The sequence below is a fragment of the Nonomuraea sp. JJY05 genome (assembly GCF_043496855.1).
Classification (GTDB): domain Bacteria; phylum Actinomycetota; class Actinomycetes; order Streptosporangiales; family Streptosporangiaceae; genus Nonomuraea.
Window position 1 is genome coordinate 54,717 of the sequence record NZ_JBIEIS010000045.1, and the last position, 13,273, is coordinate 67,989.

General features: G+C 72.5%; 13 protein-coding genes. 5 read left to right on the plus strand and 8 right to left on the minus strand.

All coding sequences use genetic code 11. The annotated features are described in order from the left end of the window. Window position 1: 1 nt before the first annotated feature. The 5 genes from ACFKCF_RS48135 (at window position 2) to ACFKCF_RS48155 (ending at window position 6,876) form a co-directional block, all read left to right on the plus strand. Entirely contained in the window at window positions 2-2,452 is a 2,451-nt protein-coding gene (locus ACFKCF_RS48135) for a DUF4132 domain-containing protein (protein WP_394502243.1), read from the plus strand. Between the two features lie 14 nt (window positions 2,453-2,466). Further along, the gene (locus ACFKCF_RS48140; protein WP_394502245.1) at window positions 2,467-4,545 is read left to right on the plus strand and encodes a DUF4132 domain-containing protein; all 2,079 of its coding nucleotides are present in this window, start codon (window positions 2,467-2,469) and stop codon (window positions 4,543-4,545) included. 51 nt (window positions 4,546-4,596) lie between these two features. Next, window positions 4,597-5,001 carry an SRPBCC family protein gene (locus ACFKCF_RS48145; protein ID WP_394502247.1) on the plus strand — a complete coding sequence of 135 codons (405 nt, stop codon included), beginning with the start codon at window positions 4,597-4,599 and terminating at the stop codon, window positions 4,999-5,001. Between the two features lies 1 nt (window position 5,002). After that, a complete protein-coding gene (locus ACFKCF_RS48150; protein WP_394502249.1) occupies window positions 5,003-5,434 on the plus strand; it encodes a MarR family winged helix-turn-helix transcriptional regulator in 432 nt (143 codons plus the stop codon). Window positions 5,435-5,673: 239 nt separating this feature from the next. Next, a complete protein-coding gene (locus tag ACFKCF_RS48155; RefSeq protein ID WP_394502251.1) occupies window positions 5,674-6,876 on the plus strand; it encodes an erythromycin esterase family protein in 1,203 nt (400 codons plus the stop codon). Here the strand turns inward: ACFKCF_RS48155 and ACFKCF_RS48160 are convergent. From ACFKCF_RS48160 to ACFKCF_RS48195, 8 genes are all read right to left on the minus strand, one after another. Beyond that, a complete protein-coding gene (locus tag ACFKCF_RS48160) occupies window positions 6,873-7,253 on the minus strand; it encodes a hypothetical protein (RefSeq protein WP_394502253.1) in 381 nt (126 codons plus the stop codon). The genes ACFKCF_RS48155 and ACFKCF_RS48160 overlap by 4 nt on opposite strands. Further along, window positions 7,250-8,542 carry a hypothetical protein gene (locus tag ACFKCF_RS48165; protein WP_394502254.1) on the minus strand — a complete coding sequence of 431 codons (1,293 nt, stop codon included), beginning with the start codon at window positions 8,540-8,542 and terminating at the stop codon, window positions 7,250-7,252. Before ACFKCF_RS48165 ends, ACFKCF_RS48160 begins: the two co-directional genes overlap by 4 nt. Beyond that, complete coding sequence (locus ACFKCF_RS48170; RefSeq protein WP_394502256.1) at window positions 8,539-9,627, minus strand: hypothetical protein; 1,089 nt, start codon at window positions 9,625-9,627, stop codon at window positions 8,539-8,541. The genes ACFKCF_RS48165 and ACFKCF_RS48170 overlap by 4 nt, the downstream gene beginning before the upstream one ends. Before the next feature lie 94 nt (window positions 9,628-9,721). Beyond that, window positions 9,722-10,369: a response regulator gene (locus ACFKCF_RS48175; protein ID WP_394502258.1), complete on the minus strand. Its 648-nt coding sequence runs from the start codon at window positions 10,367-10,369 to the stop codon at window positions 9,722-9,724. After that, on the minus strand, window positions 10,360-12,057 hold the full coding sequence (locus ACFKCF_RS48180; RefSeq protein WP_394502260.1) for a sensor histidine kinase: 1,698 nt from the start codon (window positions 12,055-12,057) through the stop codon (window positions 10,360-10,362). Before ACFKCF_RS48180 ends, ACFKCF_RS48175 begins: the two co-directional genes overlap by 10 nt. Window positions 12,058-12,116: 59 nt before the next feature. Continuing rightward, window positions 12,117-12,338 (minus strand): hypothetical protein, encoded by a 222-nt coding sequence (locus tag ACFKCF_RS48185; protein WP_394502262.1) that lies wholly within the window; start codon window positions 12,336-12,338, stop codon window positions 12,117-12,119. 38 nt (window positions 12,339-12,376) lie between these two features. After that, window positions 12,377-12,832 (minus strand): nitroreductase family deazaflavin-dependent oxidoreductase, encoded by a 456-nt coding sequence (locus ACFKCF_RS48190; protein WP_394502264.1) that lies wholly within the window; start codon window positions 12,830-12,832, stop codon window positions 12,377-12,379. A 9-nt stretch (window positions 12,833-12,841) separates the two neighbouring features. After that, a complete protein-coding gene (locus tag ACFKCF_RS48195) occupies window positions 12,842-13,252 on the minus strand; it encodes a VOC family protein (RefSeq protein ID WP_394502265.1) in 411 nt (136 codons plus the stop codon). Window positions 13,253-13,273: the final 21 nt, after the last annotated feature.

A 13,273-nucleotide genomic window follows, 5' to 3' on the forward strand; every position in this document is an offset into this window, starting at 1 on the left:
CATGGGCGTCCTCCACGGCCTCCCGGCCGACGTCCGCGGCTGGCTCGACGAAGGCGGAAGCGAGAGCGGAAGCGAGGGTGGATCGGGTCAGGCGGCTCTGGAGATGTTCCGCCGGCTCGACGCCACCCTGCGCCCTCAGGAGACCTACCATTTCGTCGATGAGGCGCTGCTGAAGAAGCTCTCCATCGGCTGGGGCGAGGCCGAATGGCGGACGACCGCGTTGTGGGCGCAGTTGCTCACGCGGGCCACCGACGGCGGCATCGCCGGCGAGACGCTCCTCACCAGGCTGGCCCAGCGCAAGCTGTGCTGGTCCGCGCGGGAGCGGGAGCTGCTCTGGCGGACCACGCTCAGCCGGCCGGAGCCGCACTGGAAGGACCTCATCTACCGCATTCCGATGTCCTCGATCAAGGAGCTACCGGCGAGCGAGCGCGAACCGCTCCTGCCGCTCCTCATGCAGGCGCAGCGGGAGATGGAGGCGATCCCGCTCTCGGCCGGCTGGACGATCAGGCGGCTGCTGGACGGTTTCATCGCCGAGCACCTCGCCGACGACCCCGCCGCTGCCACGCGTTCCCTCGTACCCGACTGCGACGGCTTCGCCGCGCTGCTGCGCGAGGAGTACGGCGAGCGGCTGGGCGAGCCCGACGCCCTCCCACTCGTGCGACACTGGGCCACCGCGACCTCCGCCACCCCGGCGCCGCAGTGGACGGCAGGCGCGGGCGAGCTGCTCACACCCCACGCCGCCGAGCTGATCCAGGAGATCCTGGGGCGCGTGCCCGCCTACCGTGAGGGGCTCTGGCACAACGGCTACCGCGAGGTCGTCACCTACCTCCACGAGCGCACCGCCGAGCTCCTGCGCGGGATGATCTGGACCTGCGAGCTGATCGACGAGCCCTGGGTGACGGGGCTCCTGGGTGACGTGGCCCTGGCCACCGGCATCGGGATGGGCGGATCAGGCCCGAACTCCCGCAGCGAGCGAGTGGCCAACGCGGCCCTCGGCGTGCTGGCCCGGCGCGGGGGCACGGAGGTGGTCGCCCAGCTCGCCCGCATCCAGGCCAAGGTACGCAGGAAGAGCATCCTGACCAAGGTCAAGCAGATCCTCGACGCGATAGCCGTACAGACCGGGCTGTCTCCGGAGCAGTTGGTCGAACGCACTGTCCCCACCTTCGGCCTGGGCCACGACGGCACGCGCACCGAGCAGGGGCTGACCCTGGCCGTGACCGGCGCGATCACCTACAACGGCCGCAAGACCGTCCCCAGGAGCGTCGACCGGGAGTTGCTGGCCGAGTTCAGGGCCACGGCGAAGGAGTTGAAGAAGACGGTCCCCGCCGAACGGCTCCGCGTCGAGCGTGCGCTGGCGACCGGCCGGACCTGGCCCTGGCGGGAGGTGTGCGAGTTCTACCTCGACCACCCGGTCACCGGCGCCTTCGCCCGTACCCTGATCTGGGAGGTCATCCAGGGCTCTGCCGGGCTTCCCGTCCACGTCGACGGGGCGTGGGAGCTGACCGATCCGGCCGGGCGCCGCATCCGGCCCCTCCCGCAGACCCCGGTCCGGCTGTGGCATCCCATCTCCCGCACTCCCGAGGAGGTCCGCGCCTGGCGGGATCACCTGCTGGCGGTCGGCCTGCGCCAGCCGTTCAAGCAGGCCTTCCGCGAGGTCTACCTGCTCACCCCCGCCGAGGAGGCGACGCACGACCGCTCGCGCCGCTTCTCCGGCCACCTGCTCCGGTACGGCCAGGCCAAGGCGCTGCTCACCGAGCGCGGCTGGAGCGGCATGTCGCTGGGCCACTGGGACGCGGCCGGAGGGTCCGGCCAGTGCGAGGCCATCAAGGAGCTGCCCGGTGGCCTGACCGCCACCTGGGAGTTCTACCTGGACGAGCACTCCTACGAACGCGACGGCTACGGCACCACCGCCTCCATCTGCGTCAGCGGCGACCTTCGTTTCCGGGCCGTCACCTCACCGGTCCCCCTGGCCGAAGCCGGCACCTCGCCGGTCCCGCTGACCGAGGTCCCGCCGCTCACCCTGTCGGAGGCGCTGCGCGACGCCGACCTGGCCGTCGGCGTCACCTCCACCGGCCTGGACCCCGAGGGCCACGGGGACTACTGGCAGTCCTACGGCTTCGGCGACCTGACCGAGAGCGCGGAGGTCCGGCGTGACGCCCTGGCCCGGCTGCTGCCCCGCCTGACCATCGCGGACCGCTGCAGCCTGGCGGACCGGTTCCTGCGGGTACGCGGCGACCTGCGCACCTACAAGATCCATCTCGGCTCGGGCAACATCCTCATGGAGCCCAACGACGCCTACCTGTGCATCGTCCCCCACGGCTCCGGCGACCAGGTCTTCCTGCCCTTCGAGGAGGACGGCGGCAGGCTGTCGGTCATTCTGTCCAAGGCGTTCCTGCTGGCCGCCGACGCCGCCATCACCGACCCGTCCATCACCCGCCAGCTCCACTTCTGACAGGACCCACCGGCATGCACCTCTCCCCCCTCGCGCAGCGCCTGCTGGCTCTGATCAACGGCACCGCGAACGACCCCACGCGCTGGCCCGACGCCTCCCAGCTGAACGTCGGGCTGACCGGCGTCGGCGGCTCGGCGCCGGGGCAGTACGCGATCGACGAGCGCGCCAGGCAGCAGCTGGCCGCGCCGGCCCGCGAGCTGGTCGGGTTCCTGCTGCCGGAGGACGGGGCCCGGCCGTACGAACGCCTCCCCGCGCTGGTGGCGGCAGGGCTGGCGGGCATGGACGCCGAAGTGCGTGCCCGGCTCGTCGGGGAGTGCGGGCCGATCGCGGTCGCCGAGGCGGACGTGCTGCTCGGCTGGGACGTGGAGCGCCGGGCGTTGTTCGCCGAGGCGGTGCGGGTCCGGTGGGACGAGCCGCTGCCCGGCGGCGTGACCGAATGGCTCGGCGGCCTGCCCGGCTACCTCGACTTCGCCCGGACGGCCCTGGAGACGGCCGAGGCCCGCGTCGCGGCGATCCACGCCGGCGAGATCCCCTACAAGGCGGAGAAGGCGTTCGACGACGGGGAGAAGGAGGCCCTCGGCCGGGCCGTACGGCTGGCGCTCTTCCGGGACGAGCCCTGGCTGCCCGCACTGCTGGACACGCTGCTGCGCGGGATCGCGGTGGCGCCCACCCAGGCCAAGACCCTGCCCTCCCAGGCACTGCTGTTCGAGATCGGCCGCGCGGTGAAGGACCACCCGACGCCCGAGGCGATCTCCGCGCTGCGTGCCGCCCGCCAGGTCACCCGGCACGCCGGTGTGCCCAAGCAGCTGGATCGCATGTTCAAGCGCATCGAGCCCGCCCTGGCCGAGCGGCTGGAGGTGGCGTTCAGGCTGCCCGACGGGCGCGTACGGCAGGCGTTCGGCGAGCACACGGCGGTGATCTCGACCGACGGCGAGGTCGAGCTGTCGTGGTGGCACGGCGACAAGAAGCTGAAGGCCGTCCCGGCGGCGGTCAAGCGGGAGCACCCCGACGAGGTCAAGCGGCTGCGCGAGCTGGCCAAGCAGGCCACGCAGCAGCAGGCGACCCTGTTCAGGGCGCTGGAAGCCGGATACACCGGCGAGACGGCCGCGCCCTACCGGCAGTTGGAGGGCCGCCCGGTCGCCGACCGGCTGATCTGGGAGTTCGAGGTCTCGCCCGGCGTGTGGCGCAGCGAGCTGGGGATGAACGTGCCGGACGTGCCCGTACGGCTGTGGCATCCGGCCCGCGCGCCGGTGGAGGAGGTCCGCGCCTGGCGGGAGGTGGTGCAGGGCAAGGAGCTGCGCCAGCCGTTCAAGCAGGCCTTCCGCGAGGTCTACCTGCTCACCCCCGCCGAGGAGGAGAGCGGGGCCCGCTCCTTCCGGTTCGACGGGCACGTGGTGGACTACCGCAGGCTCCGGGCGCTGTTCAAACAGCGAGGCTGGCAGTCGCCCTTCCTCGGGCACTGGGACGACGGCTACGCGGGTGAGGCGCACCGGGTGCTGGCGAGCGGAAGGTGGCGGGTGTCCTTGGGCCACGGTCTGTACGACGAGCACCACGCGCGCACCGACGGGGTCCACTTCCAGCGGCTGACCGGGGGCAGGTGGCAGCAGGCAGGCTTGACCGAGGTCCCCGCGCTGGTGTTCAGCGAGGCGATGCGGGACGTGGACCTGTTCGTGGCCGTCGCCTCGATCACGAGCGATCCTCAGTGGGCCGACCAGGGGCCGGACCACCTGCGGGAATACTGGCGGACGGGCTCGTTCGCGGCGCTGCCGCCCTCCGCCGAGGTCCGCCGCGACGCGCTGTCCCGACTGATCGGGCGTACGGCCATCGCCGACCGCTGCACCGTGACCGACCGTTTCTTGGTGGTACGGGGAGATCTGCGCACCTACAAGATCCATCTCGGGTCGGCGAACATCCTGATGGAACCCAACGACGCCTACCTGTGCATCGTCGCCGCCAGAGCCCCCCGGGCCGGGCTGTTCCTTCCGTTCGAGGAGGACGGCCGGCTGGCGCTCATCCTCAGCAAGGCCTTCCTGCTGGCGAACGACACCGCCATCACCGACCCCTCCATCACCCGTCAGCTCAAGGCGATATAGTCTACGCGTAGATAGTCTGCGCACGGATTAACCCCCTCGGAGGAACGCGGCATGTACGCCTACGAGCACACGATGGACACCACCGCCCCCGCCCCGGCCGTCTGGGCCCTCTACGCCGACGTCAACGGCTGGACCGCGTGGGACACCAGCCTCCTCCAGATCGACCTGGAAGGCTCCTTCGAGGTCGGCACCGAGGGCACCATGACCCCCGAAGGCCAGGACACCGTCCGTTTCCGCATCGTCGAGCTGGTCACCGGCGAGCTGTTCACCGACGAGACCGTCGTCGGTGAGCTGACCCTGCGTTTCATCCACAAGCTGGAGGAGACCGGCACCGGCACCCGCGTCACCCACCGCGTCGAGATCACCGGCCCGGGCGCCGAGGAGATCGGCCCGATGGTCACCTCCGACGTCCCCGACGCCATGGCCGCCCTGATCAAGCTGGCCGAGGCGTCCTGAGATGGCGCTCGCGCCCGACGACAGCCCGGGCTTGCTGCTCTGGCGGACCACGTTGCGCTGGCAGCGGGCCATCGCCGCAGCGCTGGCGCCCTTCGAGCTGACGCATGTCCAGTTCGTGCTGCTGGCCAGCACCGAGTGGCTCAACCGGCACGGCGAGCTGCCCAATCAGCTCGCCGTCGCCACGTTCGCCGACACCGACGTCAAGATGACCTCCCAGGTGGTGCGCAAGCTGGAGGAAAAGGGCCTGCTCGTCCGCGAGCCGGACCCCGCCGACAGCCGCGCCCGGTTGCTGCGCGTCACCGATCAGGGCGCGGGCCTGGCCCGGCGGGCCGTCGAGGAGGTGGAGCGGGCCGACGCCGAGTTCTTCCAGGCCGTGCCCGACGCGGCCGGCCTCGTCGCCGTCCTGCGCCAACTTGCCGGAGGACAACCGTGATCCTCACCCCGCGCGAGCCCTTCGACTTCGCCGCCTCGCTCGCCTTCCTGCGGGGTCTACGGCCGGGCGTACGGCGAGCCCGAGCTGCGCGCGCCGGCCGAGCGCCACGGCCCCTGGCAGGGCTACCGGGCCCACTACCGCCGCGTGGCCGCCTGAGCCGACGTTTGAGGGTTTTGCCGAAAACCACTGTGGATCTCGCGAAAAGCTTATACCGAAGGTTCAACGATACCGTTTAAGGCATGGTTACCGACATCAAGGACACCACCCATGCCCTGGAGGCCGCCGCCATCCTGGGGCTGCTCCCGGCCCGGCCGCGGCTGCTCGGCCTGGGCGAGCCAACCCACCGCGCGGACCTCCTGCTCAAGATGCGGAACGAGCTCTTCCGCCAGCTTGTCGAGCAGGAGGGCTACAGGACGATCGCGATCGAGAGCGACTGCCTGATGGGCCTGGTCGTGGACGACTACGTCACCTCGGGCACGGGCACCCTCGACGAGGTCATGGAGCGCGGCTTCAGCCACGAGTGGGGCGCGGACGCGGGCAACCGCGAGCTCGTGCGCTGGATGCGCGCGTACAACGAAGGCCGGCCCGCGTCCGAGCAGGTGCGCTTCGTCGGTGCCGACGCCCCGACCGAGATCAGCGCCGCCTCCAGTCCCCGGCAGGCCCTCACCGCGCTGCACGGCTACCTCGCGGACTGGGTGGACGCGGGCCTGCTCCCCTGCACCGCGGAGACGCTCGACCGCCTGATCGGCGCCGACGAGCGGTGGACCAATCCCGCCGTGATGATGGAGCCGTCCGAGTCCGTGGGGCAGTCGGCCGAGGCCGGGGAGCTGCGGCTGCTCGCCGACGACCTGGTGGCGCTGCTCGACGCGCACACCCCGCACCTGATCGCGGCGACCTCGCGGGACGACTGGGACCGGGCGCGCCTGTACGGGCGCGCCGCCAACGGCCTGCTGCGCTACCACGCCGCGATGGCCGACACCTCGCCGAACCGCCTGGTGCGGCTGTGCAGCGTGCGGGACTCGATGATCGCCGCCAACCTCCTCGCCGCCGTCGAGCGGGGCCCGGCGCTGGTCTGCTCCCACAACCTCCATCTTCAGCGGGAAAAGGCCACGATGCAGATGTGGCAGGGGCCGGTGCGGTGGTGGAGCGCCGGCGCGATCGTGAGCGCCCATCTGGGCGAGGACTACGCCTTCCTGGCCACGGCGCTCGGCACGCTCCGGCACCAGGGAGTGGACGTCCCGCCGCCGGACACCCTCGAAGGGCTCCTGTACGCGCTGCCGGAGGACCGTTACGTCGTCGACACCCGCCGGCTGGCCGCCGCCCTCGGCGACGCGCCGCCCGCCCCCCGCGTCTCCCCCTGGTTCGGCTACGGTCCGCTGGACCCGGCCCAACTGTCCGGGTACGACGGGATCGTGTGGGTCAAGGACGTCCCGGAGAGCTAGTCGGTGACGAGAGCGTTGAGCGTGAGCGTCTCCTCGCCGGAGTGACCGGCGAGGCGGACGGACAGCTCCCATGCGCCGTTCATGCGGAACAGATCGCCCTCGGCGACGAAGTGGCCGGGGGCGGCCTTCCTGGCGGTGGCCTCGGGCACCGCGTGACCCATGGCGGGCATCACGGCGGCGACGGTGACCGTGTCGGCCTCGCCCCGGTCCACCCGGATGTCGACCGCGTTCCGGTCGGCCGTGACGGTGACGGCGTAGCGGGCTCCCGCCGTGGTCACCGGTTCGGCGCCCGAGGTGCGGGCGATGACGAACGCGGCCACCACGACCGCCACGAGCCCGGCGAGCACCAGCAGCCTCAGGCCCTTGACCTGCTTCATCGGGGGACCTCCACGGTGAAGGGCACGGTGGTGATGCCGCGGTCCGTCGCGTACTGCGCCCAGGCGAGGTAGCGGCCCGGCGCGGGGAAGCTGAACGTGAAGCGCAACCGGCTGCCGGGCGTCCCCATCTCGTGGACGTGGCCGAGGAACTCGCCGTCCGCGCCGCGCACGATGAGGTGACCCGCCATCCCGAGCCACGGCCGCGGCGTGCCGGTGGTGGCCACCTCGACGGTGGCCGCATGACCTGCCTGAGGTACGGCGGGCGTCACCGTGACCGCCTCGGCGGCGGCGTCCTGGATCGCCGGATCGGATGAGATCGCCGGGTCCGACAAGGTCGCCGGGTCGGACGAGGTCGCGGGCTTCGCCGGCCCGGTGACCGTGAAGGCGCCGGTGAGGAGCTGGCCGCCGGAGTCGGTGCGTTCGAGCTCGACGTAGGTGAGATAGCGACCGGGGCGGTCGGCGCGCAGCCGCACCTCCAGGCGGCCGGGCGCGGTGCGCAGCGGATGGACGTGGCGGAAGTAGCGGCCGTCCTCGCTGGTGACCACCAGGTGGGCCATGGCCTCGTGGTGGATGGTGAGGTCGTCGGCGGGACGCCCGGTGGCCCCGTCGAACAGCTCCACGCGCGCCACGAACTCCTCGCCCGCGGCCGGGCCGGCGGGGACCGTGGTGACCACCCGCTGCACGTACGGCCGGCCAAGCAGCGAGTCCGTGGGACGCGGCTCGGCGCCGTCCGGTGACCGGGCGGGCAGCCAGGGATCGAGGACCACGATCAACGCGGCCACCGCCAGCCCCGCGGCGGCGACCGCGGTCACCACGAACGCCGACCGGCCGCGCCGGTTGAAAGCGCCGGTGAGCAGGCCGCCCACCAGCAGCAGACCGGCCACGAACAGGCCGCCGTAGATCAGGAACTCCCACCCGGAACCCCGCTCCACCAGGACCCGGAACGGGATCACCGCGGTCTCGCCCCCGGCGCCGACGGTCAGCTCGTGCGGCCCGGTCTCCTCGACCCTTAGCTGGGCGGGGCGACCCGGCGCCACTGTGCCGGTCACCACGCGTCCGTCGGTCACCGACCGGAGCCGCAGGTCCAGCGTCGGGGCGGTCGGGAACCCGATCACCTCGACGCGCAGCGGCCCCGGCACCCGGGTCGTCGCCTTGACCACCAGGGTCAGCTCAGCGCCCGCGATCGTCTGCGCGATCCGCAGGTCCGCCCCCGCCTTGACGTCGTGCGCCGCCGCGGGCGAGGCCAGCACCACCAACAGCAGGCCGACCAGGCAGAGAAGCCGGATCATGCCTGCCGGGCGCCGGACTCGCCGGTCTCCGCGGGCATCGCGTTCGGGAGGAACAGGGCGCCGAGGGCCAGGCCGACCAGACCGGCCACGATCGGGGCGCCGGTCCAGAGCTCGGGTACGACGGGCAGCCGCCCGGCGACCACGGAGGCGACCGCGATGTACAGGGACCAGGTGGCGAACGCCGACAGGCCGGCGAAGGCCCAGTAGGCGGCCCGGCGCTCCCGCGAGGGCCGCAGCCACCGGATCAGCAGGTCGCTGACCAGCCCGGCGGCGACGAACGTCAGCAGGATCGGCAGGTTGCGGAAACCCGTCTGCGCGCCCGGCATCAGGATGCCCACCACGGACAGCACGGTCACGCTCCCGAACGGCAGCTGCCAGCGCCGCTGGAGGAACAGCACGGGAGCGAGCACCACCACGTTCGTGATGATCATCGATGCGGCCAGCATGCCGGCGCCGCCGTCCTCCAGTGCGGAGAAGTCCCGGACGATACCGTTCGCGCTGCGCTGCATGGCGTTGCCGTACGACACGAACAGCGACACCAGCGTGGTGCCGAAGCCGAGCCCGACCAGCGCGGGCAGCAGCCGCGACAGCCGGGGCCGCTCCCCGATGTCCGGGGCGTTCCAGGCCGAGCGGAGCGGGGTCGTGATGATGAGCATCATCGTCACGATCAGCCCCAGATGGGACGGGCTGAACAGGATGTCGATGGTCTGCTCGATGCCCAGGAACGTGTGCCACATCATGTCGACGAACCCGAACGCGGCGAACCCCGGGATGGCGATCAACCCCGCGAGGTACCCGTTCGGCACCGCGGCCAGCCCGCTCCGGCCCGCGCGCACGTTGCGGTAGACCTGCCAGATGATCCACCCCGACACCGCCGCGAACCCCGAGTAGAACGCCGCGTGCCACGGCGTGAAGAACGTCTCCAGCTCGGCCAGGTTGCTGTGCGCCCAAGCGTCGATCATCAGCCCGACGCCGAACCAGACGCCGAGCAACGCCATGACCAGGTCCGCCCGAGGGCTCACCCATGTGCGTGCTTCCCCGGAGTCCGCCAGCAGCCGCCGCACCCCAGCGTCCACTGCCACCATGAGCATGCTCCTTCCGTCGATCCGATCCTTCGCGATGGCCGCCGCAAGCGGAACCCGGCTGGCACCCAACGGGAGGTACGGTTACCCGCACCCCTCAGGCGTTCAAGTAGCGCAGCACCGCGAGCACCCGCCGGTGGTCGTGCGGGCTCGCCTCCAGACCGAGCTTGGCGAAGATGCTCGTGCAGTGCTTCTCCACGGTGCGCTCGGCGATGACCAGCAGCTCGGCGATCGCCATGTTCGTGCGCCCCTCGGCCATCAACCGCAGCACGGTGCGCTCCCGCTCGGTGAGCATGCGCAGCGGGTCGCCGGGCTGCCGGTGGCGGCCGACGAGCTGCTCGACCACGACCGGGTCCAGCGCGGACCCGCCCGACCCCACCCGGCGGATGGCCGCGGCGAACTCGGCCAGGTCGGACACCCGGTCCTTCAGCAGGTAGCCCACGCCCTCCGTGCGGCCGCCGAGCAGCTCGACCGCGTAGCTCACCCGTACGTACTGCGACAGCACCAGCACCCCCACCTCCGGATGCCGCTCCCGCAGCGTGACCGCGGCGCGCAGCCCCTCGTCGGTGTGCGTGGGCGGCAGCCGGATGTCGAGCACGGCCACGTCGGGCGGGTCCTTCGCCACATGGGCGAGCAGCTCGTCGGCGCGCTCGACGCACGCCACCACCGCGAAACCGGCCTCGGTCAGCAGCCGGGCCAGGCCCTCGCGGAACAGCGTGGAGTCCTCGCAGATCGCTACGCGCACGGCAGGACCACCTTCAGCACGGTTCCCTTCCCCGGTGGGCTGTCGATCGTGAGCCTGCCGCCGTTGGCCTCGGCGCGGTCGGCGAGCCCGGCCAGCCCCGAGCCGAGCGCGGGATGCGCCCCGCCCACGCCGTCGTCGCCCACCTCGACCAAAAGGCGGCGGTCGCCCTGGGCGAGCCGTACCCACGCCTTCGACGCGGCGGCGTGCTTGGTCACGTTGGCCAGGGCCTCGTTGACGATGTAGTAGGCCGCGCTCTCCACGGCCTGCGGCAGCGGCTCGTCCAGCGCCAGGTCGCAGGTGACGGCCATGGGGGCGACCGCGGCCAGCTCCTTGACCGCGCCCGACAGGCCGCGCTCGGTCAGCACCGGCGGGTGGATGCCGTGGCTGACCGCGCGCAGGTCGTCCAGGGCGGCCAGCACCGCCGTCTTGGCCTCGCCGATCAGCGGCACGGCCCGCCCGGGGTCGGTGCCGGCCTCGGCCAGCCCGAGCGTCATCGCCACCGACAGCAGCCGCTGCTGCACGCCGTCGTGCAGGTCGCGTTCGAGCCTGCGACGCTCGGCCTCGCCCCACTGCAACATCCGCCGGCGCGAGGCCGCGAGCTGCCGCAGGCGGGCCCGCAGGTCCGCGGTGAGGCGCTCGTTCTCCAGGGTGAGCGCCGCGGCGGCGCACGCGGCCTCGACGAGAAGGGGCTGTTCGAGGAGGGCGACGTCGTGCACGAGTACGGCGAGCGGCGCCTCGCCCTGGTCGACGCGGGTGACCACCCTGCTCGGCCCCGGGTCGAGGTCGACCGGGCGGCCGTCGGCGTCCACGTATCCGCCCTGCTCGGCCGCCCAGTAGCCGACGGTCAGACCCGGGTCCCGCAGGGTGGCGGCCAGCTCGTCACGCAGCTTTTCCGGCCGTTCGCGCCTGCTCAGCCGTACCACGAGGTCGGCCACGCGGCCGTGGTCCATCCGGCTGCGCATCAGGCCGGCCAGGTACGCCAGCGGGACCGCCACGAAGGCGATCAGCATGACGAGCGCGAGGGGCAGCTGCAGCGGGTTGGGATCGGCCAGGTTGGCCAGGCGGTCCGCGGCGAAGGCGGCCGTGGCGAGCATCGACGCGCCGGTGACCGGCGCGACCGCCCGGCGCTGCGCCACGCTCGCCCGACGCCAGCGCTTGACCGTGAGGGCGAGCACCGTGCCGGCGAACAGGACGGTCGCCTGCCAGGACGAGGCATCGAGCGCGGCGGCGAAATGCCAGAGCGGCGGGGGCAGCGGGAGGTAGGTGAGGGCCTGGGCCGAGGGCAGCAGGAGAGCGGCGGCGTACGCCAGGCCGGTCACCACCCGGTACGACACGAGGCCCAGCCTGCCGGTGGGGAAGGCGAGGAACAGGTGGCAGGCGACCCCCGCCCACGCGCCGCACAACGCCAGCGCCCACAGATCCCTGCCGGGCAGGAACAGCAGCTGCTGGGGAATCCAGGCGAGCCCGAGCACGGCCATGAGCGGACCGACCCGGTTACGCGGATGCTCCCGCCAGGCCACGACCCCGGCCGCGAGGAACGACATGCCGACCAGCGCGCCGAGCATCATGATCGGGCCGTGCCGCCAGATGGCGCCCTGACCGGCCCCGAGAACGTCGGCGACCAGCAGCCAAGCCCCTCCCGCCGCGACGGCGAGTAACGCGGTGGTGCCCCTGGAACGTGTCGCCATCGCCCACCCCCGAGGGGGATTGTACGGGCGAACCACCCGGAATGTGGCCGGCCCGGCCCCTAAGCCGGCAGGCCCCAGCGGGCCCGGGTCGCCGGGGTCACCGGGCGGATCACCGCGTCGCCCCGGGCCTGGATCAGGACCTCCTCGCCGCGGCGCAGGTCGAGCTCGACGTCCCCGCCGGGCAGCGTCCGCCACGACACCTTGCGGCCGTCGCTCCCTACGGTGAAGGGGCCGTCGCTGATCCCCGTCCTGGGCTTCTTCCTGATCTTCCAGCGGCGCATCACCGAACCAGCTCGGCCACCGGCCTCAAAGGGTGAGGTCACCGGGGGGTGAGCCGGATCACCGGGTATTCCCGGTCGGATTTGGCCTGGTACTTGGCGTAGCGGGGCTGGGCGGCGGTGATGCGCCGCCAGGCCTCCTCGCGGTCGGCGCCGTCGAGCTGGTGCGGCGTCACCGGCACGGCGTCGCGGCCGGGGAACTCGACCGACGCCCGCTCGGGGTGCGCCATCAGGTTCGCGTGCCAGTCCGGGTGCCGGCTCCCGCCGCCCGACGCGACGATCAGCCAGGACTCCTCGCCGTCGGCGAACCACGCCAGGGGCGACTCCCGCGGCTGCCCGCTCCGGCAGCCCACCGTGTTCAGGATCAGTACGTCCATGCCCATGAACGAGCCCTGGCCGCGCCGGATCTTGCGGCTCATCCGGGCGTTCATCCTCCGCTGGATCCACCGCGACATCCGCCCCGGCGTACCGCTCTTGCGCTGCTGCTTCTGTGTCATCGCCGACCCTCAGCTCAGCTCGTTGACGCGGATCATGTTGCCCGCGGGGTCGCGGAAGGCGCAGTCGCGGATCCCCCACGGCTGCTCGGTCGGCTCCTGGACGACCTCGGCGCCGCCGTCCCGCAGCCGCGCGAAGGCGCCGTCGAGGTCGGCGGTGGCCACGATCATGCGGGCGTAGGTGCCCTTGGCCATCATCTCGACGATGGTGCGGCGCTCGTCGTCGGTGATGCCGGGTTCGGCGCCCGCCGGATGCAGGACGACGGACGTGCCGGGCTGGCCGGCGGGGCCGACCGTGATCCAGCGCATCGTGCCGTCGCCGACGTCGTTGCGGACCTCGAAGCCGAGGGTGTCGCGGTAGAAGGCCAGGGAGGCCTCCGGGTCGTTGTGCGGGAGGAAGGTCTGGTGAATGGTGAAGTCCATGGCGACGACGCTAGTTGCGGC